Source organism: Nocardia sp. NPDC003482 (genome assembly GCF_053588115.1).
The window spans coordinates 186,952-210,830 of the sequence record NZ_JBSFPI010000008.1 but is presented as its reverse complement, the minus strand read 5'-3'; the positions used below and the strand labels follow the sequence as shown (position 1 = coordinate 210,830).

Here is a 23,879-nt window from a genome sequence, read left to right as displayed (position 1 = left end):
TTCCGGAAAACCCACCTGTCACATCATCCAGGTAAGGAGTTTCTGGGACTCTTCACGCTGTACAACCCTGCCAGCGCTCGAAACGTTACAGAAGACCCAGAATCACCCGGCAGACCCAACCGGTCACCTGCACAAGTTGCCTAGCGTTTCTCCTTGGCCTTGTCCGCGGACGCCTCGTTGGACAGCGCGGCGACGAAGGCCTCCTGCGGCACGTCGACCCGGCCGATCGTCTTCATCCGCTTCTTGCCCTCCTTCTGCTTCTCGAGCAGCTTGCGCTTGCGGCTGATGTCGCCGCCGTAGCACTTGGCGAGCACGTCCTTGCGGATCGCGCGAATGTTCTCGCGCGCGATGACCTTCGACCCCACGGCCGCCTGGATCGGCACCTCGAACTGCTGGCGGGGGATGAGCTCCTTGAGCTTCTCGGTCATCTTGCGCCCGTACGCCTGCGCCGAATCCTTGTGCACGATCGCGGAGAACGCGTCCACGGCCTCGCCCTGCAACAGGATGTCGACCTTGACCAGATCGGCCTCCTGCTCCCCGGCCTCCTCGTAGTCCAGGCTGGCGTAGCCGCGGGTGCGCGACTTCAGCGAGTCGAAGAAGTCGAAGATGATCTCGGCCATCGGCAGCGTGTAGCGCAGTTCGACGCGGGTCTCCGACAGGTAGTCCATGCCGCCGAGTTCGCCGCGGCGGGACTGGCACAGTTCCATGATCGAGCCGATGAACTCGCTGGGCGCGATGATGGTGCACTTCACGATCGGCTCGTACACGCGACGCACCTTGCCCTCGGGCCAGTACGAGGGATTGGTCACCACGTGCTCGGTCCCGTCCTCCATGACCACCCGGTAGACCACGTTGGGCGCGGTGGAGATCAGGTCCAGATCGAATTCGCGTTGCAGCCGCTCGCGGGTGATCTCCATGTGCAGCAGGCCCAGGAACCCGCAGCGGAAGCCGAAGCCCAGCGCCACCGAGGTCTCCGGGTCGTAGGTGAGCGCGGCGTCGTTGAGCTGCAATTTGTCCAGGGCGTCGCGCAGATCCGGATAGTCCGAGCCGTCCACCGGATACAGGCCGGAGTAGACCATCGGATGCGGTTCGCGATAGCCGGTCAGCGGTTCGGTCGCCCCGTCGCGCGCGGTGGTGACGGTGTCACCCACCTTGGACTGCCGCACGTCCTTCACGCCGGTGATGAGGTAGCCCACCTCGCCCACGCCCAGCCCCTGCGTGGGTTTCGGCTCCGGCGAGACGATTCCGATCTCGAGCAGTTCGTGGGTGGCCCCGGTCGACATCATCTTGATCTTCTGCCGCGGGGTGAGCTTGCCGTCGACCACGCGCACGTAGGTGACCACGCCGCGATAGGTGTCGTAGACCGAATCGAAGATCATCGCCCGCGCGGGCGCCTCGGCCGCGCCCTGCGGCGGCGGCACCTGGCGGATGACCGCGTCGAGCAGTTCGGGCACCCCGACCCCGGTCTTGCCCGAGACGCGCAGCACCTCCTCCGGCTCGCAGCCCACGATGTGGGCGAGTTCGGCGGCGTAGCGATCCGGATCGGCGGCGGGCAGATCGATCTTGTTCATCACCGGGATGACGGTGAGGTCCTTGTCCAGCGCCAGATACAGATTCGCCAGCGTCTGCGCCTCGATGCCCTGCGCGGCGTCGACCAGCAGCACCGCGCCCTCGCACGCCTCGAGCGCCCGCGACACCTCGTAGGTGAAGTCGACGTGGCCCGGGGTGTCGATCAGGTGCATGACGTAGTCGGTGCCGTCGACGGCCCACGGCAACCGCACGTTCTGGGCCTTGATCGTGATACCGCGTTCCCGCTCGATATCCATCCGGTCCAGGTACTGCGCGCGCATCTGCCGCTCCTCGACCACCCCGGTGAGTTGCAGCATCCGATCGGCCAGGGTCGACTTGCCGTGGTCGATGTGCGCGATGATGCAGAAGTTCCGGATCCGGGACGGATCGGTGAACGTCGTATCCGCGAAGCTGGGCACTCCACTCCCTCACAGGTGCTCGATGGACTGCCGCCCATCGTCCCATGAACTTCGGACACCCCCGTCCACCGGTACTGCCTCGCAGCGGGGAACCCGGGCTCGCCGCGCGGATGAGAACGGGCCCGCCCGCCGTTATGCTCCGAATCATGGCGGGCACGTGGAGCTCTCTGGGCAAGCAGTTGGGGGCGATCGCCAAGGATCAGGGGCCGAGGATCGTTCGGCAGCAGGCGCCCAAACTGGTGGATCGCGCGTTGGGACGGCGGCCGCGCAAGATCGCGGTCCGGCCGTCGGCGTCGACGCCGATGCCCACCCATCTGCGCGCGCGGCAGGTCGTGTACTGCCCGCACCTCGATGGTCGCGCCGATCCGGGCGAGATCGTGTGGACGTGGGTGCCGTACGAGGAGGACCCGAGCAACGGCAAGGACCGGCCCGTCCTGGTGGTCGGGCGCGAGCGCAAGACCCTGCTCGGGCTCATGCTCTCGTCGAACCCGTTGCGCGCCGACGACGGCAACTGGATCGGAATCGGCACGGGCCCTTGGGATTACGAGGGCCGCCCGAGCTGGGTGCGGCTGGATCGGGTGCTCGACGTGCCCGAGGCGGGCATCCGCCGCGAGGGCGCGATCCTGCCGCGCAAGACCTTCGATCTGGTCGCGCATCGGCTGTGCGCCGACTATCACTGGTACTGACCCCGACCAGGGCGATTTCGCCCGGGACCCCGGTCCCTGGTAATCTCGATCGTCGGCGCGGCGCTATCGCTGGATAGTGCGCCCCCAGACTTCCGAGGCATGACCCCAACTGACGACAGGAATCAGAGGAAACACGCGTGGCCAACATCAAGTCCCAGATGAAGCGGATCCGTACCAACGAGGCGGCGCGCCAGCGCAACCAGTCGGTGAAGTCCGCGCTGCGCACCTCCATCCGCAAGTTCCGCGAGGCCGCAGAGGCGGGCGAGAAGGACAAGGCCCTCGACCTCCTGCGCGCCGCGGGCCGCGACCTGGACAAGGCCGCCTCCAAGGGCGTCATCCACGCCAACCAGGCCGCCAACAAGAAGTCGGCGCTCGCGCTGGCCTTCAACAAGCTGGGCTGAGCCCGCGGGCGCTACCGCCCCCCGAACGTAACGACGCCGCCGTGGCACTGGACGACCACGGCGGCTTTTGTCGTCTCCGCGATCAGAGCGACGCGGTGAGGTTACCGCTGTAGACCCACCAGTCGTGCCCCTTCGACGAGCAGCTGAAGCTGCCGTGGAAACCCGCCTCGCAGTGCGCGCCCGCGTAGTCGATGTACGGACCCCACGTCCCCGCACCGGTCTTCACATCGCTGAGCGCCGGGTTGCCGCCCGGCAGAGTGTGCGAACCGCCGAAGCCCGGGTGGGCGGGCAGCCAGGGGATGTCGATGACGACCTGGGTCGCCGGAATGGCCGGGGTGTAGACGTTCTCGCTGATCTTGTACGACAACCGCTGCGGATAGGCGAAATCGCATCCGACCGTGCCGTCGCTGGTGATCGAGCAGTTGATGCTCCCGTCGGCGAAGTAGACGGTGCCGTCGTCGGCGTGCGCGGCGGTGGCGAACAGAACGGGAGCGATCGCGGCCGCGGCCAGGGCGCCCGCCGCCCGCACTGCGAATGACTGCATGAATCCTCCTCGATATCGAAAGTTCCTCTCGGAAACACGAACGATAGGTCAGTCGTCCTTCCGCCCGGGATTGTTTCGCCCCCAGAACCGGGGGCACGAGGCGCCGAAGTTACGCTGGGAGCGTGAATTCCCCGGAGGCGTCCAGAGGATAGCCGCCCGGCCCACCGGCCGGGCGGCGTTGTGAGCCTGTGCCGCACCGGTTTTCGCGATCGGTGAATTCGCCTGTCTCCCAACGCCGGACGACGTTCCTACACTTCGATCCGGGAGTTCTCTCGTCATGCCCAAGGTGGTGTACGTGCTCGCTGTCGCGGTCTTCGCGCAGGGCACATCGGAATTCATGGTGTCCGGGTTGCTCGGACCGATCGCGGCGGACCTCGGCGTCTCGCTGGGCAGCGCGGGGTTGCTGACCTCGCTGTTCGCCGCCGGAATGGTGGTGGGCGCGCCGCTGATGGCGGTGGCGGCGGGCCGGGTACCGGTCCGGCTGTCGGCGGCGGCTTTTCTGGGGGCGTTCTGCGTTGCGCACGTGATCGGCGCTGTCGCAACGAGTTTCGCGGTCCTGCTGGTGGTTCGGGTGATCGCGGCCGTGGCGAACGCCGGATTCCTGGCGGTGGCGCTCGCGGCGCTGCCCGCGCTGGTCGGTCCGGAGCGGATCGGGCGCGCGACCTCGGTGGTGGTGGCCGGGGTGACCGTGGCATGTGTCGTCGGGGTTCCGGCGGGGACCGCGCTGGGTCAGGTCCAGGGCTGGCGCTCGGCGTTCTGGGCGGTCGCGCTCGTCGGGCTCGCGGTGCTCGTGCCGCTGTGGGCGCTGCTCGATCGGCTCGGCGACGCGGCGGATCCCGGCCCGAGATGGCGGGAATGGCTGGTGGTCGGTGATCGCGGCGTCGGTGTCGCCGTCGCGGCCGGATGTCTGGTCAACGCGGGCACTTTCGCGGCCTTCACCTATCTCGGCACGATCGCGTCCGGCCTTCCGGGCGGGGTGCGGTGGGTTCCGGTCGCGCTGGCTCTGTTCGGCCTCGGTTCGTTCGCAGGCGTGACGCTGGCCGGGCGGTACGGGGATCGGCACCGGCGCGCGATCATCGTCGGCGGCGCGATCGTGCTCACGGGTGTGTGGCTGCTGGCGGCCGCGGTCGCCGCGACCCTGGGTGGTGTGCTGGCGATGGCGGCCCTGTCGGGTGCGCTCGCGTTCGGAGTCGGGTCGACGCTGATCGCGACGATCGTCGCCGCCGCCTCCCCCTCCGCCCCGCACATCGCCGGCGCCCTGGCCACCACGGCCTTCAATATCGGCGCGGTCCTCGGCCCGATGCTCGCCGGTCCGCTCGTCGACCACACCGGCCGTCCGATCACCGCGTGGTGGGCCAGCGCGGCCTGCACGGCGCTGGCGGGAGTCGTTGCGGCGGGGCACGACTGGCATACCCGCGAGGCATAGCCCCCGCACATGACGAACGCCGCCAGGCTTCGAACCTGGCGGCGCTCTCCGAAAACACCGACGCCCAACAAGCGCCTCTCGGCGAGTGGTCGTACGTAACGACTGAAAAGGGGTGCGGCCCGGGGCTGTCCCGACGTCGGCAAGGTGGTCAACGAGGGTGGGCGGGGATCTATTCCGGAGGGACGGATGTGCGCCTCATCACGGACCGAGCTTGCCGGAACGGCAAATTCGTGTGCCGATCCGGCAGCCCGCTGGCGACACTGGGCGCTCCGACAGAAGGAGTCTCCGATGCGCCGGTCCCTCGCCGCCGTCGTCCTCGCCGTCCTGCTCACGACGGTCGGCACGGCCTGCTCGACGACCACCGCGGTCGCCCCCTACGCCGCCGCGACCCACGACGATCCCGCGTTCGCCCGCGCGTTCCGGCACGAGTTCGCCGAAATCGACGGTGTCCGTATGCACTACGTGACCGGCGGCCACGGCAGCCCGGTCGTGCTGCTGCACGGCTGGCCGCAGACCTGGTACGGCTGGTGGCCGATCATGCCCGCCCTCGCCGAGAACCACACCGTCTACGCCGTCGACCTGCCCGGCCTCGGCGACAGCACCGGCACCCCGACCGGTTACGACAAGGCCACCCTCGCCCGTTACGTGCACGCCCTCGTCGGCGACCGCCTCGGCGTGCACGACGCCAGCGTGGTGGGTCACGACTTCGGCGCGGCGGTCGCCTACGAGTACGCCACCCGGTTCCCCGCCGACACCGCCCGCCTCGGCTACCTCGACCTCCCGCTCCCCGGGCCCGCGATCGACCCCGCCGCCTATCGAAACCTGAGCTGGCACATAGCCTTTCACTCCCAGCGCCGAGTCCCCGAAACCCTCGTCGGCGACCACGTCCGCGACTACCTGACCCTGTTCTACCCCCAGGTCTCCTTCGGCGGCACCGCGTTCGGCGGCACCTCCGACCGCTCCCCCTTCACCCCCGGCGACATCGATGAGTTCGCCCGCACCTACTCCCGCCCCCAAACCCTCACCGCCGGTTTCGAGCTCTACCGAGCCCTCGACCAGGACGTCCGCGACACCCTCGCCGCCGCCCCCACCCCCGTCCCGACCCTGCTCCTGACCGCCCAGGGCCAACTCGACGCGATCCGCGGCACCATCTCCCCGCGCCTGACCAATATCGTCCGCGCGACCGATGTCCCGCACGCGGGCCACTGGCTCGTCGAGGAGAACCCCGAATTCGTCACGGCGGAACTCCAACGCTTCCTCACCGACTGACCCCCGAAACGACGAACGCCGCCAGGCTCGGAACCTGGCGGCGCTCGCTCGACAACACCGACGCCCAACAAGCGCCTCTCGGCGAGTGGTCGTACGTAACGACAAAAAGGGGTGCGGCCCGGGGCTGTCCCGACGTCGGCAAGGTGGTCAACGAGGGTGCGGGAGGATCTATTCCGCTCGCGAAGGTGTGTGCCTCGTCACTCGCTTTCCCCTCGGTCCCCCACTCCCCCACCGAACCCCCATGACCCGCATGATGGTGGGATGGCCGAGCGGGTGAGCGTATGCGTGGACTAGTGGCAACGATCGTCCTGGTGGTGATCGCGTTGTTCGTGGGTGACCGGGTGGCGGTCGTGCTGGCTCAGCACGAGATCGGCCGCCGCGTCGCCGAGGAGAACCATCTGGCCCAGCAGCCGCGCGTGGACATCACGGGTTTCCCCTTCCTCACCCAGGCCCTCGACGGGCACTATCGGGAAATCGGGATCCGGGTGGGCGACTGGTCGGACAAGGACATCACCGTCCACGACCTCGACATCACCCTCACCGACGTCACCGCACCCCTGAACGACCTGATCCACCAACGCACCTCGAACCTGGTCGCCGAGAAGGCCACCGCCACGGCCCTGGTCCCCTACGACGTCATCGTTAAATACGCCCCGACCGGAGTCCGGTCGATCACCAAGGGTCCCAAGGGTTTACGAGTGACCGGCACCTTCACCATCGAGGGCGTCCAGGTCCCCGGCACCATGGACGTCACCGTGGCCCCCACCCCCACCGGCTTCGAGGTCACCCCGGTCTCCATCCAGGCCGAGGCCGGTGGACCCGAGGTCTCCCTCGACCTGCTCCGCCAATGGCTCACCTTCACGGTCCCCCTCCAGCAGTTGCCGCTGGGCGCGCACCTGACCGCGATCCAACCCGGCCCGGACGGCGTCCACGTCACCGCCGTGGCGAACAACGCCCACTTCTCCGACCTGTCCTGACCGACGCGCGACCGAACCCACCCGCACAGACCAACTGGTACCCTCGCCCCGTGCCTGTGATCGTTGCCACCATTACCCCGAAGCCCGATAAGTTCGACGAGGTAGCCGAGGTCCTCACCCGCCTCATCCCCGAGGTCCACAACGAGGACGGCTGCGAACGCTACGCCCTGCACAAGGGCAAGGACCGCTTCGTCTTCGTCGAGAAGTGGCGCGACATGGCCGCTCTCGGCGCGCACGGCGGCGCCCCCAGCATCAAGGCCATGAACGAGAGCCTCAAAGATCTGGTCGCCGCCCCGCTGGACGTCCAGATCCTCGAAGCCGTACCGGCGGGCGACCCGGAAAAGGGCGCGCTCTAACCAGATCCACTCGGTGGCCCGAGCACTCGGCCCGGGCCTCCGATACGTCGAATTTCCTTCTCGCACTGCACCATTCGCCTATTTCCGCAGTCGGCCCCTAGCCATGTACACGCGGACGAGCCATTGGCCATCGTCTCCGAATCCCGCACATTGGCTTTCCACCAGCGATTCGGCTATCTTCGCTGCGAGCAACTCACGCGTCAGGGGTCATGACCCCGCACCACGCCGCTCGGACATATCGGATTCTCCTGCACGACAAGCTCATTCGTTCTCATCGTCGTATTCGTTCGAGAGGGAGTGTGATGGCTTCATCGATGTCGCGTCGCGGGTTGATCCTGGGCGCGAGCGGACTCGCGGTGGCCGGGACACTCGCGCGCGCAACGGCGGGGGCGACCGTGGACGCGGACGCGTGGGACGCGTTGCGGGGCCGCCTGCGAGGCGCGCTCGTGCTGCCCGGCGACCCCACATACGGTCCCGCGAAAACGCTGGTAGACGCCCGTTTCAACGGCAACACCCCGGCCGGAGTGGTCCAAGCGGCCGCACCGGAGGATGTCCGCACCGCCGCGGCCTTCGCGCGCGAACACGGCCTGCCGATAGCGGCTCGCGCGGGCGGTCACTCGTTCGTCGGCGCCTCCGCGACCAACGACGCCCTCATCGTCGATCTGCGCCGACTCGACCGGATCACCGTCCACGGCGACCTCGTGACCGTCGGCGCCGGAACCATTTCCCTTGCCGCACAACAGGAATTGGCGAAGTCCGGCCGGGCGCTCCCGATCGGCACCTGCCCCGGCGTCGGCCTCGTCGGCCTCACCGTCGGCGGCGGCCTCGGCGTCGACTCGCGCCGATACGGCATGACCTGCGACCGCCTCGTCGCCGCCGACCTCGTCCTGCCCGACGGAACCACCGCCCGCGCCTCCGCGACCGAGGCCCCGGACCTCTTCTGGGCGCTCCGCGGCGCGGGCGGCGCCTGCGGCATCGTCACCGAACTCACCTACCAAACCATCCCCGCCACGGCGAAAGACATTGTGCGCCTGACCTTCCCGGGCGAAAAGGCGGCGCAGGTCCTCACCGGCTGGGCCCGCTGGCAACCCACCGCCGACCGCGCCGTCTACGCCCGAGTCGACCTCCGCGCCGCCGACGGCATCCACTGCCAGATCCTGATGGTCTGCCCCGCGGGCTCCGGACCCGAAACGACGGCGGCACTGATCGACGCGACCACCACCCCCACCGCCCAAGAACAGCGCACCCTCCCGCACCTCGACGCGATCACCGACATCGCCCGCGACAAACCCGCCCCGGGCGCCACCCGCGTCGCCGGATCCGACATCCTCCCCACCCTCTCCCCCACCATCGCCGACGCCATCGTCGACCTCATCGCCGCCCGCGCCCGCACCGGCTCCTCCGGCGTCGTCCTGATCGAACCCCTCGACGGCGCCATCACCGAAACCTCCTCCCCTGCAACAGCTTTCCCCTGGCGCTCCCACGCCGCCGCCCTGGAGTGGATCGTCCAAGACCCCCACTCCCCCACCGAAGCCGAATCCTGGATCCACACCGCGAACCAAACCCTGACCCCCCACTCCGCAGGCGCCTACCTCAACCACGTCGAACCCACAGACACCCTCGACCGCTGCTTCGGCCCCAACAGCCCCCGAGTCCAAACATCGATCCGCACCTTCGACCCAGACCGCCGTCTACGGTGGGGACTTGAAAGGTAACAAACCCAAAGACCCTACGTCGTCAGGAAACACGGCCGCTGCCAACCGAATTCAACTCTTGTCGGCACCCAGCACCGCCGCGAGGCCCTCCCGTAGATCCTCCACGAAATACCCCGGAACCTCCAACGACGGGAAATGTCCCCCGCTCTCCGCCTCCCGCCACCGAACAATGCGCCGGTACCGCTCCCGCGCCCACGGCTGCGGGCATTTCTCGGTATCGCGCGGATAGACGGTGATGGCAGACGGCACGTCGACTCGGAGTTCGGGGTCGAGGGCGAGGTGGCTTTCGTAGTAGATCCGGGCCGCGGATGCTCCGGAGCGGGTCAGCCAGTACAAAGTGACGTCGTCGAGAATTCTGTCCCTGGAGATGGTTTCGAAGGGGCTGTCGTTCGTGTCCGACCACTCGGCGAACTTGTCGAGAATCCAGGCGAGCAGGCCGACCGGTGAGTCGACGAGCGCATAGCCGATGGTTTGCGGGCGGGTCGCCTGTTGTTTCGCGTATGCCGCGCGGTAGCGCCAGAAGTCGCGGGTTTCCTCCGCCCAGGCGCGCTCGGCGGGGGTGAGCCCGTCGGTCGGCAAGCCGGGCGGGGCCTGTGCGGTGGTGGTGTGGATGCCGAGGACCTGTTCCGGGAATCGGCCGCCGAGCACCGTCGTGATCACGCCTCCCCAGTCGCCGCCGTGCGCGACGAACTCGTGATAGCCGAGCCGCGCCATGAGTTCCACCCATGCGGCGGCGATCTTTTCGATGCCCCAGCCGGTCGTCGCCGGTTTGCCGCTGTAGCCGAAACCCGGCAACGACGGGGCGACAACGTGGAACGCGGGCGCGCCAGCGTCTTTCGGATCCGCCAATTCCTCTACGACATCCACGAATTCGGCAATGCTCCCCGGCCAGCCGTGCGTCATGATCAGCGGAGTGGCATCCGCGCGCGGCGATCGGCGATGCAGGAAGTGAATTGCCAGATCGTCGATTGTGGTGCGGTACTGGCCGATTCGCGCGAGCCGCGCCTCTAACGATCGCCAGTCGTATTCGGTACGCCAGTACTCCACGACCTCGCGGAGGTCGGCGAGCGGAACGCCCTGATCCCATCGGCGAGGACCGGGCTCCGCGCCCCGGACCGTCTCGGCTTCCGGCAGCCGCGCCGCCGCCAATCGAGCACGGAGATCATCGAGTTCGTGATCCGTTACGTGGGCTTCGAACACGTCGACGTCGTTGTTCCGATGGTGTGCGGGCATTGGGAACTCCTGGTCGTCGTCCAACGAATCAAGAACCGTCTTAGACGGTTCTAACACGCGCCACCGAATCCCGGCAACCTGCTAAGCTGGTTCTATGCGCGTCAGACTCCCGGAATTCCGCCTGGGCAATATCCTGGCGACCAGCTTCACGGGAACCCTGTCGGAGCGCTACGGCACCCCGGTGGAACGCATCCCCACCCCCCGACGCCTCGTCGACTGGCTGGCGATCAACGACCTCGCCGTCGAGTCCTGCACGTCCGCTCAACTCGAAACCGCCTGGGAATTGCGGGAATCCATTCACGAAGCCGCGACCGCCGCCGCGCTCCGCGAACCCCTCCCCGAATCCGCTCTCGAAGTCATCAATGATCGCAGCGCCCGAAGCCGGGCCACCGCCGTCCTCACCCCGGACGGCACACGCCGATGGCGCCTCAACCGCTCGTCCGCCGTACCCGACGCCCTCGGCGTGATCGCCGCCGACGCCATCGCCATCATCGCGGGCGAACGCGACGGAAAACTCGCCCTGTGCGCCTCCCCGACCTGCCGGGCCGCGTTCTTCGACACCAGCCAGAGCCGCACCCGCAAATGGTGCGACATGAACACCTGCGGAAACCGCCAGAAGAAGGCCAGATTTCACGCCAACCAGCGCGAAAACCCAAGGGCGGCAAACTAACCGCTACCAGCTCACTCGCGGCGAGGATTGGTCCAGTCGATACAGACCACGACCGCGTCGTCGAGCAGATCGGTGCCCTCGTGATAATCCAGCAACGCGGTGATGATGGCCCGCGCGGCCTCGGAGGCGGGCAGATTGCTGGACGCGAGTATCGCGAGGTCGAGATTGGTGATCCCGTACTCGATCCCGGTCGGCGCCTGCGCGGTGTGCACACCGTCGCTGACGATCACCAGCCGGTCCCCGGGCTCCACCTGAAACGTCTGCTCGTGGTAATCGGTCCCGTCGAACATCCCCAACGGCAGTTGCGCCTCGAACTCGATCAGCTCGACCGCCCCGTCGCGCAACCGCAGCGCCCGCGGCGAGCCCGCATCGATCACCCCCACCCGCCCGGTGGCGACCTCGAAACGCATCAACAGCGTCGCGACGTGCCGACTTCCCCCGTACTGCGCGTACACGGCCTGATCCGCGAGCGACGCCTGATCCGCGATGTCCAGCCCAGCCCGCCGCGCGTTGCGCAACGCGCTGATCGCCAGATTGGTCAGTAGCGCGGCCTCGATGCCCTGGCCCATGCCATTGGAGACCGTGACCGTCAGGTGGTCCGCCGACGTGCTCCAGTCGAAGTTGTCCCCGCCGATCGTGTAGGCCGGTTCGAGCTGGCCGCCCAGGGCGTATTCCGCGCGGGAGCAGCCGCGCCCCGGCAGCAGTTGCCACTGCATCTCCGCGGCGAGACTGAGCCGTTCGCGCCGCCGCGCCTGGAGATACAGATCGGTGTCGCGTTCGGCCACGATCAGTTCGTGCCCGAGCATGGTGGCCAGCCCGGCGAGCGCGTGATGCTCGGCGGCCGTCGGGGCGGCGGGCAACTGGACCCGCAGAATCCCCAGCCGATCGCCGCGCACGGCCACCGGCAGGTAGATCACCACACCCTCGGCGGCCGGACCGGGCTCGAGCAGCACCTGCTGCGCGGTGAACGCCCGCCCTGCGGTCGTGGTCCGGACCGGCAGCGGGGTGGCGGTGTGCGGCAGCTCGGTGACCGGTTGCAGCATCGACAACCGGTAGTCGGCCAGCAGCAGATCCACCGACTTCGCCGCGAACTCGTCGCGCAGCGAGGCGCGGACGACGTCGAGCAGCGCGTGCGGAGCGCTGGCGCGCAGGGTCTGTTCGAGGTGCCCGAGCGGGGCGTCATGGCTGGTCATCGGGCCTCCGAGAGTCGGCGAGCCCCCGGGGGCTACGTGGGTTGTGGTCGATCGCGACCATTGTCGCGTGACACATGTCGGACGACGGTACCGCGTGCGGGCTGTCGCCAGAGCGTCGGAGCTGTCACAGTAGTGGGCATGAGCAGTGCGCGACGGCCGGACCGATCCGGGGCCGAGCTCGCCGCGGCCATCGAACAGGCGGCGGCGCGACTGGTCGTGTTGTGGGGCCGAGCGCAACAGGCCGTGGGCACGCGGGTGTCCCCCTCGCAACTCCAGGCCCTCACCATCATGCAACAGCATGGGCAGATCAACCTCAACGGGCTGGCCGTCGAGTTGGAGGCCATGCCGTCCTCCGCGAGCCGGCTGTGCGATCGACTCCAGGCCGCGGGCCTGCTCGCCCGCACCGCGAGTCCGGCCAACCGCCGCGAGGTGATGCTCGCCCTGACCCGGGACGGCCAGCGGCTGCTCAACGAGGTCAGCGACACCAGACGGCGGGAACTGGCCCGAATTCTCCAGGGCATGAGCGGCGCGGGACGGGAGGCGCTGCTCACGGGCTTGGCGGAGTTCAATGCCAGCGCCGAGCGCAGCGCCGACGATCAGCAGCAGCGCCGCGCCTGAGCCGCCCGTCCAGGGAACGTTTCCGCGCGGCAATCGATAAGTCCGGCAAGGCGTTTCGCGAGACGACTCCGCCATGCCCTCCCATCCCACACACTCCTCTCGGCCAGGCCCTTCTCGGCGTTCACGGCGACACGCCCGACCAGGCAACCGTTCCGCCGCCCGCTCTCGCTTCTCGACATTTGTCGTGCGACAATTATTACGTGGACTGCCGCCGAGGCGGTCCGTGGAGGCGAGGTCGATCGTGAGTTCATCCGACGCCATCCCGGTGATCACCGCGCCGCCGCGGCGAGACTGGGACCCCCAGCCGGGCGAGGTCCGCTGCTTCCTCCAGGAACCTCTGCCGCGGGTGGTGATGCGCGGCGAGATCGACATGACCACCGAACCCCAGCTGAGCGCCGCTTATCGAGAACTCGCGCTGCTGCCGCCGACCGATATCGTCCTCGACCTCGGCGAGGTCACCTTCTTCGGCTGTGTGGCACTGCGCCTGGTGGTCCAGCTCACCGCCCGGCTCGCCCCGACCGATCACAAACTGCTCATCCCGTCCCCGAGCCGCCCCGCGCGCCGGCTGCTCGAACTGGCGGGCTTCGTGTAAGCGGACCTTGCACTCGGCACCGAAGAGTGCTAAAAAATATCTGTGCCCGCAAGCACAGATTATATGAATCTCCATCAGCAGATTGTGGACTGAACCGGAGGTGGTGACCATGTTGATGCGTACCGATCCCTTCCGCGATCTGGATCGCCTGACGCAGCAGTTGTTCGGTACCCCGGCTCGCCCGGCGGCGATGCCGCTGGACGCCTGGCGCGAGGGGGACGAGTTCGTGGCGGAACTCGATCTGCCCGGAATCGCCCCGGACTCACTGGAACTCGATGTCGAACGCAATGTGGTGACCGTGCGCGCCGAACGCCCGGCGCTGGACCCACAGCGCTCGATGTTCGCCGCCGAACGCCCTCGCGGCGTGTTCACCCGCAGGCTGTTCCTGGGGGAGAACCTGGACACGGACGCGATCCGCGCGGACTACCGCGACGGGGTGCTGCGCCTGACCATCCCGGTGGCGGAGCAGGCCAAGCCCCGCAAGATCGAGGTCACCCGGCTCGACCAGGAGCGGCAGGCCATCAACGCCTGATCCGCGAACCCGATCCGGAGTGGTTGTTCGCGGAGGTGGACCGCATCCTGCGCGCGGCCCTCGCCCGCGGGTGGGCCCGAAACCCGGGCCCACCCCAATCAGCCTCTCCCACAGCATGTCTCGATACCGAGCCCGTCACTCCGGCCAGCGGAGGTGAGCCGATATGACCTCGGACGACTACCGCGACGGCCACAGCGACGGCTTCTGCGACGCGCTCCGCGGCGGTCCTCGAACCCCACTCCCCGAACCGCCGAGCCGGATTCACACCGCGGCTACCGAGACGGCTACCGGGTGGGATATCAGTTGGGTCGGCAGCGGCGGCCGAGGAGCTAGGCCACATCGGATCGAAGGCGCTTCCCGGGTCTTACAACGGCTACAGTGACGCGGATCGCCACCAATCGATATCGTCAGCCTGCGAACCGGTCAGGAATCTGGATTCGATCCGGCATCGACTGCGCGGCGAGTCTTCGAAACTGATTATGAGACCGGTGTCCCCGTCTTTGAGGTGCCTGTCCCAGAAAAGGAGTGTTTCCTTTCCGCGCTGCTGTTTGCCGACGAGCTTCAAACGTTGATCGGTGAATTCCTCGGTGTGGCTGCAGGTGATGGTGAAGTCCGGTCGCCTGGGATCGGTGGTGTTGTGGCACGTGAGATAACCGCTCGGATTGGCATCGCATCCTCCGATACCCCGGTACCCGTTCTGCGCCGCTGGCGTCGTGGGAAGGAGGTATGGGAACACGTCCGCGATCCACTGCACCTTGCCCCACGGCCCAAACTGCCCCGTGGCGGATTGTGCGGAGGTCCGCGTGTCCGCGGCTGTGGTCCGATCGGTTTCGATGAGGCGGCCGACCCACACGCCGACAGCGATGATCAGTATGACGGCCAGGGAAGCGCCAATGGCGACGGCGCGGCCGTGTCCGCCCCGGGGTGCGCCGGACCCCGGGGCGTATGCCGGTTGCGGCGATGCCGGTATCGGTTGCTGCGGTCGTGCGGCCTCGAGTTGCCCGAGTATCTGTGTCGTCGTCAGGCGTGCCCCGGGGCGGAGATCGAGGCAACCGGTAATGATGAAACCGAGCCTGCTCTCGGGTATTCCGATGAGATCGGGCGGCTGAGTTCGTACCCGATGCAGTCGCGTCGCCGGGTCGCTGTCGCCGAACGGAGGACGACCGGTGAGACCGTATGCCAGCACGCTGCCCAGCGAGAACACATCGGATGCGGGCGTGACCGGTTCGGCGGCGAGTTGTTCGGGTGAACTGAACGCCGACAGCTCGGGATGCGCGGGCACCGCGCCGAAAGCGGCTGTGCGGGGACCGGTTTCGGTCATGATCACCGATTTCGGGGTCACCCCACCATGCGTCAGGCCCGCATCGTGGATCGCGGACAACGCGCGCGCGATCCCGAAAGCGATGTCCGCCACCATCGCTGGCGGTAACGGTCCGTGTTCGTCCACCAGATCGTGCAGCGACCGACCGGCGAGGTATTCGGTCGCTATCCACGGCGGCTCGGCCTCGGCGTCAGCGTCGAGTACCGCCGCGACGAAGGGGCTCCGCACGGCCCGCGCGGCGGCGAATACCCGGGCGAGTTCATCGCGACCGCCGGTGGTCGACTCGGGGCGCACAATCCGGATGACAACCATCGCGCCGTCGTCGCCACGGCCCAGATAGACCTCTGCGTTGGCGTCGGAGCCGAGTCGGCCGATGAGCGTGTACGGTCCGATCACCGCCGGGTCGGTCGCCCGCATCGGCAGCGTCGCCGGGGCGGCGGTGGTACCGGGCAGTGGTTGCGAGGCCGCGAAGCTCCCCACCATCGCACTCGATTGCCGCGCTGTCGCAGGGAGATACGAGAGTTTGTCGATGCCATCGCCGAGATGCTGCGTCGCGCGGATATCCTGCCACCGTTGCACCCGGAAGATGATCGCTCCCAACAGGATTGCCGCAACCGTCAGTCCCGCGACCCGGATCAGCTCCGCCACGATCAGACCGAACCCTCCCACCGGGGCGGTCCCGAGTACCAGATATCCACCGGTGGTTTGCGTTCTTACCGTCGGCAGGCTCATTATCAGCGTCACGACGCTGAGCACCGAGCAGACGAGCACCGACAGCCACCACGCGATAACAAGGCGAGGGCGCGATTGCTCATCCGACGGTCGAGGGGCACTCGCGCGCACCACATCGGCCACGATCAGGTACGGAAACCAGAAGTTGACCACCGGGCAGAACCAGGCACCGATCACCCAGCCGATCGAAAGCCGATGCCGCGTCGCGGACAACGACTCCGCATTCCGACGCGCACGCCACAACCACATCAGGAATACGATCCCCGCGGCTACGAGCAGCGCGAGCCCGATGTAGTACACCCAGCCGTCGGACCGCCACTGCTTGTCCGACTGATCCAGTTGCTCCCAGCTTCGCTCGAGGTCGGCCAGTGTCGTCCAGTCGAGAATCGCACCGACGCACTGCATGACGATGCCCCCGGCAATGAGAACCAGCACCGAGATCCCCTGCGCCCGCAGAGGACGAATCCGCCCCCCACCGCGCACAACCCCCACGTTCGACCCTGCCGACATGACCCGATTCCTCCCACTCCACGGTCACAGTAGCCGATCGAATCGGGGGACCGAGATCGACCTCGGCCAGCGGCAGCCATCGACATCGGCTCTGCCGCAAGAGAACCGGCGCATCCGCCGACGCCGCATTGCGCGAGCGCAACACACCCGAGCCGATGTCTTGCGTCGAGATCCTGGCAGGATCTCGCTGGTAATGAGGTTTACGCCAGCGATGGATCGACCGCGCTGTAATGCCGATGAGCGCGCATTCTCGCTGAGGCGCGCATGTGGAATGTGATCTTGTGGCGCAACACATCTCACGATCGGTACGGAATTCCGTTCACCGCACGGCCCGCCCCTGCAGGCCCTACCGTGAACGTGCAGAGCTTCCCCTTACCACCGAGAGGAACCGCTGACAGCCAGCACCCTACCCAAGATCAGCGATCTCGAACCAAAGTCGGCTAAGGTGACGGAATGGTCATGCGGGTGGCGGTTCCCGTGCTGCCGTGCCGAGATGTGCAGGCAGCGCGGTCGTACTTCACGGACGTGCTCGGATTCGACACCATATTCACCTGGGAGACCCCACCTAGCTACGCGGCCGTGATCCGCGACACCGCCGAGTTCCACCTATCCGCCGAAAGCAGCGTCGGCCCGGCCAGGGTGGTGATTGTCATGGACGATGTCGATTCCTGGCACGACGAGCTGCGCGCCCGCGGCGCCGACATCGTCGAGCCACTGGCTGACCGGCCCTACGGGATGCGCGACTTCAACGTACGGACACCCGATGGGCACTTGTTGATCTTTAGCCAGCCGCTCACCGAGGACGGGTGACCATCAGCGGACTGTCCATGACGAAGATCTGGACTGCCGTCTCCAATACGTGCCTGCGGGAATACCAGCCAGTCGAGCGAACCTCGAAACCGGCACTCCCTCTGCCGCTCTCAGGGCCTCCCCGGCCAGCACCGACAACACCACCCGCACCTTGTCCTCGACCCGAATCGTCAACCGCCGTGACCTCGCCGCGGACCGGCTCCCTTCCTGATCTTGTGCTCGGAGCACAAACCGAGCAACCCTGCCGGAAAGTTCGACGCGCTGGAAGCCCTATTCATCGAACACGCGTTCGATCATCGGCTACACTGCTCCGCGTGAAGACACCTTCGACTGCACTGGCCCCGGACTCTCCGGCACGCAGCTGGTCGGACCTCGCCGATGTCGACCTGCTGCGCACTCTCGTCGAAACCGAACGCCACCGCCGCCGCCTCGGCGCCGCCATGATCGCGGCCGTCGCCGAGGCCGAACGCCGCGGCCTCGCCGCCGACACCGGCTACCGGGACACGGCCGAGCTGTTGAGCGATCTGCTGCGGATCACCGCCTCCGAGGCGCGTCGGCGCATCGAATGCGCCGCGCCACGGCCCCGCTCGCGTACCCGAAAGCCGTGGCGGGCACTGACAGCGGTGAGCTGAGCCTGATCTCGAACTCATCCATCGTCCATCAGGCCCTCACCGCTCCGCACGCCGAACAGCGTCCGTCAGCGGCACAGTCGAATCCCGACCGAACCAACGCAGCTACGCGGTGCGCGACAGCCCTCGACCGGACTACGGGAAGGCCGAAGCGGATCCTGAGACGGTTCTTGTGGGAGGATCTCGGGATGCGAAAAGCCTTGTCGGTCATGATTGTTGCGGTGGGCGCTGTGTTCGGTGCGGTCGGGGGCGGGACCGCGTCCGCGGATTCGAACAGCGATGGGGCTCGGGACGCGGCGTGTGAATTCGCGCGGAACCTGTCGAGTTACGACTATCGGGATGTGGACGGCTACAACGCGCGAGTGCTCGCACTGACCACCGGTGAGTTGCGGGAAAGGTTGAGCCGGTCGCAGGCCACGCTCGCGCAACTGCTGATCGCCCGGCAGGTGCATGCCGAGGCGGGCAAGGTGGTGTGCGACGTCGAGTCGGATTCCGGTGTGAGCGTGCGGGTTCGGGTGACCGCCGAGCAGGTCGTGACATCGCAGGAAAGCGGGCAGCCGCAGTCGAGCACAACCGATATGGTCGTGACCGAGCAGAACGTCGACGGGCTGTGGCTCGCGTCGGATATGGACACAGTGGGATGACGCGGGCACCTACCGCTGGGCGGCGTGTAGGTCCAGGATTCGCGAAAGCGCGTGTTCCAGAGCGTAGTTCGTGTCCGCGGCGCCGCCTTTGACGTCGGCGTTGAGGGCGGCCACCACTTGGAGCGCGGTGCCGATGGTGGCGGCCGTCCAGCCGCGGGCCTGGGACTGGGCCTTCTTGACCTTCCAGGGCGGCATGCCGAGTTGGGGGGCGAGTTTGAACGGGTCGCCTCGGCCCGCCGAACCCACCCGGGCGATGGTGTGGACCGAGTCGGCCAGGGCGTCGGCCAGCAGGACCGCGGGGACGCCGCGGTCGGTGGCCCAGCGGAGGGCTTCCATGGCGGCGGGGCGGTCGCCGGAGACGGCCAGGTCGGCGACGTCGAATCCGGTCACCTCGGCCTTGCCCGAGTAGTAGCGGCGGACGGCGGCGACGTCCACCTTGCCGCCGGTGTCGGCGGCGAGCTGGGAGCAGGCGGCGGCCAGTTCGCGGAGGTCGGAGCCGACCGCCTCGAGGACCGTCTGCACCACCTCGCCCGGAACGCGCAGGCCCGCGGCGCGAAACTCGTTGCGCACGAACTCGACTCGCTCGGCGGCCTTGGTGATCTTGGCGCAGTCGTGGGAGACGGCGCCGAGCTTCTGGAGGGCCGGGGCCAGCGCCTTGGCGCGGCCACCGCCGGAGTGCTGGATGATCAGCACCACCCCGTCGGGCGGATCGGTGGCGGCGGCGGTGATGACCGAGACCGCGTCCTTACCCGCCTCGGCCGCCGACTCCAGCACGATGACCCGGTCCTCGGCGAACAGGGAGGGGCTGAGCAGCTCGGCCAGTTCGGGGGTGCTGGCGTCGCCCGCGCGCAGGCGGTCGACCGGCAGCGCGTCCGGGTCGGACGCGTGGGATCGGGCCTGGGCGACGATCGCGGCGACCGCGCGCTCGATGAGCAGCTCTTCCTCACCGAGCACGAGATGTACGGGTGCGGGACGTTCGGTCACGGCGCCGATCCTACGGGCCGGGTCCGACAGCGCCCGACATCGGTCCAGCCGGTCCAGCCGCGTTCGGTCAGGAGTTCGGCGAGCCGCCGAGCCGACGGCGCGACCTCGAACGCGAGCCCGTCCAGCAACGCCGCGAGGGCGGGCTCGAGATCCGCGCCGAGGTCGTCTTCGCCGTGTTCGCCGGCCAGCCGCTCGAGGTAGGCCGCCATCGTGTCGGCCAATCGAACCAGCTCCCGGTCGTCGGTCTGGTCCAATGCCCGCCCCAAGGTGAGGTAGAACTCGACCAGCGGCGGATCGTCCAGCTGAATCCGCTTGCGCGCGATCCACTTCGGGATCATCTCGGGCGAACGGGTGACCAGCGGGATCCACCCGTCGCGTTCCACCCGGACGATCCGTTCGTCGACGCCGAGCGCCCGGAGCCGGTCGAGGAATTCGACCACCTCCGCGGGCAGCACCAGGCCCTCACCGGCGGTGAGCCGCGCGATACGCGCCCGATGCCGTTCCCGCTCGCGGATCTCGGCCCGCAGCCGCGCGTCGATGTCGGCGACCGCCGCGGCGAACTCCGGTTCGGAGGCCACCAGCAGTTCCCGCACGCGGGCGAGTGGCACCCCGGCCTCGGCGAGCGTCCGAATCCTGATCAGGTCGATCAGGGTGGCCGGGGCGTATCGGCGGTAGCCGGAATCGTCCCGGATCGGCTCGGGCAGCAGACCTTTCGCGTGGTAGTACCGGATCGTGCGCGTGGTCACCCCCGCGTGCGCGGCGAGTTCGCCGATGGTCATCATCGGCGGCTCCGGATGATGCGGGCGACGCTTTCGGCATGCGTCGTGACGAGCGCGTGCCCGGCCTCGACCCAATGCGTGCGAATGCGGGGCAGTTCGCGGACGAGTCGCTCGACGCCGGTGCGCCAGTTGGCGTTCCATCGCGTCGTCCGCTCGTCGGTGCCGTTCCCGGCCATGGACGTCGACATGATCATGGTGATGGGAACCTCGATCCGGCGATAACGGTCGAGGATGCGGGATCGGACCGCATCGATCTCGATATCGAGATCGAGAATGTCCCGTGCGGTCAGTGCCACCCGCCGCCCGAATTCCGGCTCCCGAGTGAGGCTTTCGATCAGGGCCCGAAACTCCGGCAGGGTGCTGCCGGTGAGGAACGGCTCGGGTACGGGGTCGGCTCCATCGATGACGACGATCTCCGCGGCCGCCTGGGGATGCTCGGCGGCGTAGTGCACGATCAGGTCCGCCCCGAGCGAATGCCCGACAAGCACCGGCGGTGACGCCGCCCCGACAAGTCCCGAATCGGCCATCACGGCGGCGAAATCGCCGAGAAACGCCTCGAAGGAATACCGGTCGCCCGCCGAGGATGCGCCGTGACCACGCAGGTCGAAGCTGAGCACATCGAAATCCTCTCGCAGTAGTTCGATCAACTCCTCGTATTCCGCCCGGGTCGAGAGCAATCCGGGGCACAGCACCAGGGGCCGCCCGCGGCCGCCACGGAACACCGGGATGGTCACCCCGTCGTGGCGAACGGTGAAACTCGATGGCGAAGGCTGTGTCGCGGTCATACCGACCATGCTGCGGGCTTGCCCCTGCGTCAAGGTCAACCCGGTCTCCTGCCCGGTTTCGATCGGTGCAGGACTCCGACGACGAGGGTCACCGCCACCGCGGTGATCACCCCGCCCGTCATCCCGGTGGGCAGCGGAACGGAGACGCTCAGCGCGGCACCCTCTTCGGCGACCGTGAGAAGCCAGCGCAGGAGCGGACCCGTCAGCTCGAGCAGGAACACCGCCGCGGGCATCCACACGCAGGCCACCACCGCGGCCACCGCGCCCAGCACGGTGATGGGCGCGACCACCGGTTCGGCCAGAACGTTGGCCAGGATCGCCGTGGGCGCGAGATGACCGGTCAGTCCGACGATGACGGGTGCGGTGAGCAGGAACGCGGCCGTCGCGACCGCGAACGCCTCGGCCACCACCCGCGGCCACCCGCGCTCTCGCAGTCGGTGCGCCCAGTCCGGAGCCACCAGGACGAGACCCGCGGTGGCCGAGACCGACAGCGCGAACCCGACGTCGAGCGAGAGCCGGGGCGAGTACGCGAGCAACCCGATCACCGCCGCGCACAGCGCCGGGAACGCCTGTCTTCGCCGCCCGGTCACCAGGGCCACGATGGCTATGCCGCCCATGGCCGCCGCCCGCAGCACCGACGGGGACGGCCGCGCGAGAACGACGAACGCCACCAGCGCCACCGCCGCCAGCGCCACCGCGGCGCGCAGATCCACCGTGCACGCGCGCGCCGAAACCAGCACGGCCGCAAGCACGATCGACACATTCGTCCCCGATACCGCGATCAGATGCGCCAGATCGGTCGCCCGGAAGTTCTCGTACACCTCGTCGGGCAGCCGCGACACGTCCCCGTCGACCATGCCGGGCAGCAGCCCCGCCGCGTCCGGGGCCAGCGCCCGCGCCGCGGCCTCGGTGAGACGCTCCCGCACCGATCCGGCCGCCCGCTGCCACCACGGCGCCGCGCCGACCGCCACCGGCGTGCCCTGCGCCCGCAACACCGCCACCGTCAGATCCCGCCGCCACGCCCGATCGACCCGGGCCCGGAACCGCAGGGGCTGGCCGGGCAGCACCGTCGACCACGACTCCCCGGATCCCACCACGAGCACCGCCCCACCCACCCGCATGACCTCCGACCCGCGCCGATACTCCCGCAATCCCACCTGCACCAGCCACTGCCGCCCACCGAAGGCCTTGGTGCGCAACGGCTTCGGATCACCCGTCGGCACCACCTCCGCCGTGACCGTCGTCCCGGCCGCGAGCCGCGCCAGCGGATGCCCGGCGACCTCGTGCTCCTGCCACGCCGCCGCCCCGGCGAATCCGGCCCCGGCGAGCAGCGCCGCCACCAACGCCGCCACCGCCGTTCGGGCGCCCCGCGGCCGATTCCGGAACAGCAACCAGGACAACCCGATTCCCGCGAGACCGAACGCCCCGGCGAGCACCACCCCGAACCGCCAACCCAGCAGAATCGTCCCCGCCACCCCCGCCCAGCCCACCGCGGCCGTCGGCAGCAACCTCAGATCCAGCGGCTGCGGAACGGAGATCGGCTCCCGGCCCACCGCCCCGTTCACAGCGTCACCAACGGAAGGATCCGAGCCGACCGCGCGGGACCGATGCCCGGCACCTCGGCGAGTTGATCGAGACTGCTGAACCGCCCGTGCTCGCCGCGCCAGGTGAGGATGGCCCGCGCGGTCGTCGGTCCGATTCCCGGCAGCGTGTCCAGTTCGGCCTCGGTGGCCGTGTTCAGGTTCACCTTCGCCTGCGGACTCGCGGACGACGGTCCCGCCGGTTGCCCCGCCACGATGATCGCGCTGCCGAGTCGCGGTGCGCCCGAATCGGTTCCGTGCGCGCCCACCACGACCTGATCGCCGTCGCCGAGCCGCCGGGCCAGATTGAGCGTCGACAGATCCGCGCCGTCCCGGGCGATCGCGGCCGACACCGCGTCGGCGACGCGCGCCCCCGACGGCAGATGCAGCAGCCCGGGTCGCTCGACCATGCCGACCACACTGACCACCAGTTCACCGGCCCGGCCGCCCGCCGTCGGTTCGACCGGTTTCGCGGCGGGCACGACACCGGTCGGGGTCGCCTCCACCGTCGTCTCCGCCGCCAGGATCGACGGGCTCGCCGCCACGCGCACCGTCGGCAACGGCGGAACCGCGTGCGGCACAGGTTTTTCCCGCTGCACGGCCGCGGCCGCCAGCACCAGCGCGAACACCCCGATCGCCGCGAGCACCAGCACCCCGCGCCGCCCCGGATCCCAGCGCGTCCCCCGGAACCGCTCCGGCACCAGCCGCTCGTGCCACACCGACACGCCGCCGGAGGGTTCGCTCAACCACTGCGGAGTGCGCGGCTCCGCCACGTACTCGTCGTCGTACCGGTCGTCGGGGCCGGGATCGAACTCGTCCTGATCCCAGCCGCCGCCCCGGCTCGCGCGCCCGTTCTCGAGCGCACCCAATCGCTCTCGCACCCGCTCGTCGTCTCGTGCCATGTC

24 protein-coding genes are annotated in these 23,879 nt (G+C 68.6%); 14 read left to right on the top strand and 10 right to left on the bottom strand.

Annotated elements, in window-relative coordinates; translation table 11 throughout:
- Positions 1–140: 140 nt before the first annotated feature.
- On the bottom strand, positions 141–1,988 hold the full coding sequence (gene lepA, locus ACWDSJ_RS15010) for a translation elongation factor 4 (protein WP_450032347.1): 1,848 nt from the start codon (positions 1,986–1,988) through the stop codon (positions 141–143).
- Between the two features lie 146 nt (positions 1,989–2,134).
- Here lepA and ACWDSJ_RS15005 point away from each other — a divergent pair, with 146 nt between their 5' ends.
- Together ACWDSJ_RS15005 and rpsT are read left to right on the top strand one after the other, a co-directional pair.
- Positions 2,135–2,674 (top strand): type II toxin-antitoxin system PemK/MazF family toxin, encoded by a 540-nt coding sequence (locus ACWDSJ_RS15005; RefSeq protein WP_387368791.1) that lies wholly within the window; start codon positions 2,135–2,137, stop codon positions 2,672–2,674.
- A 137-nt stretch (positions 2,675–2,811) separates the two neighbouring features.
- Positions 2,812–3,075, top strand: a complete 264-nt coding sequence (rpsT, locus tag ACWDSJ_RS15000) for a 30S ribosomal protein S20 (RefSeq protein WP_450032344.1) — start codon at positions 2,812–2,814, stop codon at positions 3,073–3,075.
- An 82-nt stretch (positions 3,076–3,157) separates the two neighbouring features.
- Here the strand turns inward: rpsT and ACWDSJ_RS14995 are convergent, their stop codons facing one another.
- The gene (locus ACWDSJ_RS14995; protein WP_387368787.1) at positions 3,158–3,619 is read right to left on the bottom strand and encodes a hypothetical protein; all 462 of its coding nucleotides are present in this window, start codon (positions 3,617–3,619) and stop codon (positions 3,158–3,160) included.
- Positions 3,620–3,896: 277 nt separating this feature from the next.
- Here ACWDSJ_RS14995 and ACWDSJ_RS14990 point away from each other — a divergent pair, with 277 nt between their 5' ends.
- From ACWDSJ_RS14990 to ACWDSJ_RS14970, 5 genes are all read left to right on the top strand, one after another.
- Positions 3,897–5,045 carry a Cmx/CmrA family chloramphenicol efflux MFS transporter gene (locus tag ACWDSJ_RS14990; protein ID WP_450032342.1) on the top strand — a complete coding sequence of 383 codons (1,149 nt, stop codon included), beginning with the start codon at positions 3,897–3,899 and terminating at the stop codon, positions 5,043–5,045.
- A 288-nt stretch (positions 5,046–5,333) separates the two neighbouring features.
- Positions 5,334–6,314 (top strand): alpha/beta fold hydrolase, encoded by a 981-nt coding sequence (locus ACWDSJ_RS14985; protein ID WP_450032340.1) that lies wholly within the window; start codon positions 5,334–5,336, stop codon positions 6,312–6,314.
- A gap of 293 nt (positions 6,315–6,607) precedes the next feature.
- Positions 6,608–7,291 (top strand): LmeA family phospholipid-binding protein, encoded by a 684-nt coding sequence (locus ACWDSJ_RS14980; protein ID WP_450032338.1) that lies wholly within the window; start codon positions 6,608–6,610, stop codon positions 7,289–7,291.
- Between the two features lie 50 nt (positions 7,292–7,341).
- Positions 7,342–7,647 (top strand): putative quinol monooxygenase, encoded by a 306-nt coding sequence (locus ACWDSJ_RS14975; RefSeq protein WP_450032336.1) that lies wholly within the window; start codon positions 7,342–7,344, stop codon positions 7,645–7,647.
- Positions 7,648–7,949: 302 nt separating this feature from the next.
- Complete coding sequence (locus tag ACWDSJ_RS14970; protein ID WP_450032334.1) at positions 7,950–9,362, top strand: FAD-binding oxidoreductase; 1,413 nt, start codon at positions 7,950–7,952, stop codon at positions 9,360–9,362.
- A 51-nt stretch (positions 9,363–9,413) separates the two neighbouring features.
- On the opposite strand, the gene ACWDSJ_RS14965 is transcribed toward ACWDSJ_RS14970, so the two are convergent.
- Complete coding sequence (locus ACWDSJ_RS14965; protein ID WP_450032332.1) at positions 9,414–10,595, bottom strand: epoxide hydrolase family protein; 1,182 nt, start codon at positions 10,593–10,595, stop codon at positions 9,414–9,416.
- Between the two features lie 94 nt (positions 10,596–10,689).
- Here ACWDSJ_RS14965 and ACWDSJ_RS14960 point away from each other — a divergent pair, with 94 nt between their 5' ends.
- Positions 10,690–11,265, top strand: a complete 576-nt coding sequence (locus tag ACWDSJ_RS14960) for a CGNR zinc finger domain-containing protein (RefSeq protein WP_450032330.1) — start codon at positions 10,690–10,692, stop codon at positions 11,263–11,265.
- An 11-nt stretch (positions 11,266–11,276) separates the two neighbouring features.
- Here ACWDSJ_RS14960 and ACWDSJ_RS14955 read toward each other — a convergent pair whose 3' ends face one another.
- A complete protein-coding gene (locus ACWDSJ_RS14955; protein ID WP_450032328.1) occupies positions 11,277–12,458 on the bottom strand; it encodes a PP2C family protein-serine/threonine phosphatase in 1,182 nt (393 codons plus the stop codon).
- 138 nt (positions 12,459–12,596) lie between these two features.
- Here ACWDSJ_RS14955 and ACWDSJ_RS14950 point away from each other — a divergent pair, with 138 nt between their 5' ends.
- The 3 genes from ACWDSJ_RS14950 (at position 12,597) to ACWDSJ_RS14940 (ending at position 14,200) form a co-directional block, all read left to right on the top strand.
- Entirely contained in the window at positions 12,597–13,076 is a 480-nt protein-coding gene (locus ACWDSJ_RS14950) for a MarR family winged helix-turn-helix transcriptional regulator (RefSeq protein WP_450032327.1), read from the top strand.
- Between the two features lie 241 nt (positions 13,077–13,317).
- On the top strand, positions 13,318–13,668 hold the full coding sequence (locus tag ACWDSJ_RS14945) for an STAS domain-containing protein (RefSeq protein WP_450032325.1): 351 nt from the start codon (positions 13,318–13,320) through the stop codon (positions 13,666–13,668).
- Between the two features lie 109 nt (positions 13,669–13,777).
- Positions 13,778–14,200, top strand: coding sequence for an Hsp20/alpha crystallin family protein (locus ACWDSJ_RS14940; protein WP_387368763.1), 423 nt, complete (start codon positions 13,778–13,780; stop codon positions 14,198–14,200).
- 373 nt (positions 14,201–14,573) lie between these two features.
- On the opposite strand, the gene ACWDSJ_RS14935 is transcribed toward ACWDSJ_RS14940, so the two are convergent.
- Positions 14,574–16,763: a DUF4328 domain-containing protein gene (locus ACWDSJ_RS14935; RefSeq protein WP_450032322.1), complete on the bottom strand. Its 2,190-nt coding sequence runs from the start codon at positions 16,761–16,763 to the stop codon at positions 14,574–14,576.
- Between the two features lie 453 nt (positions 16,764–17,216).
- On the opposite strand from ACWDSJ_RS14935, the gene ACWDSJ_RS14930 reads away from it, so the two are divergent.
- The 3 genes from ACWDSJ_RS14930 (at position 17,217) to ACWDSJ_RS14920 (ending at position 18,846) form a co-directional block, all read left to right on the top strand.
- Positions 17,217–17,573: a bleomycin resistance protein gene (locus ACWDSJ_RS14930; protein WP_450032320.1), complete on the top strand. Its 357-nt coding sequence runs from the start codon at positions 17,217–17,219 to the stop codon at positions 17,571–17,573.
- A gap of 314 nt (positions 17,574–17,887) precedes the next feature.
- A complete protein-coding gene (locus ACWDSJ_RS14925; protein ID WP_450032318.1) occupies positions 17,888–18,205 on the top strand; it encodes a DUF222 domain-containing protein in 318 nt (105 codons plus the stop codon).
- 218 nt (positions 18,206–18,423) lie between these two features.
- On the top strand, positions 18,424–18,846 hold the full coding sequence (locus ACWDSJ_RS14920; RefSeq protein WP_450032316.1) for a hypothetical protein: 423 nt from the start codon (positions 18,424–18,426) through the stop codon (positions 18,844–18,846).
- 9 nt (positions 18,847–18,855) lie between these two features.
- On the opposite strand, the gene holA is transcribed toward ACWDSJ_RS14920, so the two are convergent.
- Genes holA through ACWDSJ_RS14895 form a run of 5 tightly spaced genes read right to left on the bottom strand, consistent with a single transcriptional unit; the run spans position 18,856 to position 23,876 of the window.
- Positions 18,856–19,830 carry a DNA polymerase III subunit delta gene (holA, locus tag ACWDSJ_RS14915; RefSeq protein ID WP_387368751.1) on the bottom strand — a complete coding sequence of 325 codons (975 nt, stop codon included), beginning with the start codon at positions 19,828–19,830 and terminating at the stop codon, positions 18,856–18,858.
- On the bottom strand, positions 19,827–20,612 hold the full coding sequence (locus ACWDSJ_RS14910) for a MerR family transcriptional regulator (protein WP_450032314.1): 786 nt from the start codon (positions 20,610–20,612) through the stop codon (positions 19,827–19,829). Before ACWDSJ_RS14910 ends, holA begins: the two co-directional genes overlap by 4 nt.
- Positions 20,609–21,394 carry an alpha/beta fold hydrolase gene (locus tag ACWDSJ_RS14905; protein ID WP_450032312.1) on the bottom strand — a complete coding sequence of 262 codons (786 nt, stop codon included), beginning with the start codon at positions 21,392–21,394 and terminating at the stop codon, positions 20,609–20,611. The genes ACWDSJ_RS14910 and ACWDSJ_RS14905 overlap by 4 nt, the downstream gene beginning before the upstream one ends.
- 35 nt (positions 21,395–21,429) lie before the next feature.
- Positions 21,430–22,959, bottom strand: coding sequence for a ComEC/Rec2 family competence protein (locus ACWDSJ_RS14900; RefSeq protein WP_450032310.1), 1,530 nt, complete (start codon positions 22,957–22,959; stop codon positions 21,430–21,432).
- A complete protein-coding gene (locus ACWDSJ_RS14895) occupies positions 22,956–23,876 on the bottom strand; it encodes a helix-hairpin-helix domain-containing protein (protein ID WP_450032308.1) in 921 nt (306 codons plus the stop codon). The genes ACWDSJ_RS14900 and ACWDSJ_RS14895 overlap by 4 nt, the downstream gene beginning before the upstream one ends.
- Positions 23,877–23,879: the final 3 nt, after the last annotated feature.

Excerpts from the sequence above, each read along its gene's own strand:
- ACWDSJ_RS14990 (WP_450032342.1), top strand. The coding sequence starts at position 3,897 with ATGCCCAAGGTGGTGTACGTGCTCGCTGTCGCGGTCTTCGCGCAGGGC.
- ACWDSJ_RS14950 (WP_450032327.1), top strand. The coding sequence starts at position 12,597 with ATGAGCAGTGCGCGACGGCCGGACCGATCCGGGGCCGAGCTCGCCGCG.
- ACWDSJ_RS14960 (WP_450032330.1), top strand. The coding sequence starts at position 10,690 with ATGCGCGTCAGACTCCCGGAATTCCGCCTGGGCAATATCCTGGCGACC.
- ACWDSJ_RS14965 (WP_450032332.1), bottom strand. The coding sequence starts at position 10,595 with ATGCCCGCACACCATCGGAACAACGACGTCGACGTGTTCGAAGCCCAC.
- ACWDSJ_RS14935 (WP_450032322.1), bottom strand. The coding sequence starts at position 16,763 with ATGTCGGCAGGGTCGAACGTGGGGGTTGTGCGCGGTGGGGGGCGGATT.
- ACWDSJ_RS14940 (WP_387368763.1), top strand. The coding sequence starts at position 13,778 with ATGTTGATGCGTACCGATCCCTTCCGCGATCTGGATCGCCTGACGCAG.
- ACWDSJ_RS14955 (WP_450032328.1), bottom strand. The coding sequence starts at position 12,458 with ATGACCAGCCATGACGCCCCGCTCGGGCACCTCGAACAGACCCTGCGC.
- ACWDSJ_RS14985 (WP_450032340.1), top strand. The coding sequence starts at position 5,334 with ATGCGCCGGTCCCTCGCCGCCGTCGTCCTCGCCGTCCTGCTCACGACG.
- ACWDSJ_RS14910 (WP_450032314.1), bottom strand. The coding sequence starts at position 20,612 with ATGATGACCATCGGCGAACTCGCCGCGCACGCGGGGGTGACCACGCGC.
- ACWDSJ_RS14995 (WP_387368787.1), bottom strand. The coding sequence starts at position 3,619 with ATGCAGTCATTCGCAGTGCGGGCGGCGGGCGCCCTGGCCGCGGCCGCG.
- ACWDSJ_RS14905 (WP_450032312.1), bottom strand. The coding sequence starts at position 21,394 with ATGACCGCGACACAGCCTTCGCCATCGAGTTTCACCGTTCGCCACGAC.
- ACWDSJ_RS15005 (WP_387368791.1), top strand. The coding sequence starts at position 2,135 with ATGGCGGGCACGTGGAGCTCTCTGGGCAAGCAGTTGGGGGCGATCGCC.
- ACWDSJ_RS14895 (WP_450032308.1), bottom strand. The coding sequence starts at position 23,876 with ATGGCACGAGACGACGAGCGGGTGCGAGAGCGATTGGGTGCGCTCGAG.
- ACWDSJ_RS14930 (WP_450032320.1), top strand. The coding sequence starts at position 17,217 with ATGGTCATGCGGGTGGCGGTTCCCGTGCTGCCGTGCCGAGATGTGCAG.
- ACWDSJ_RS14970 (WP_450032334.1), top strand. The coding sequence starts at position 7,950 with ATGGCTTCATCGATGTCGCGTCGCGGGTTGATCCTGGGCGCGAGCGGA.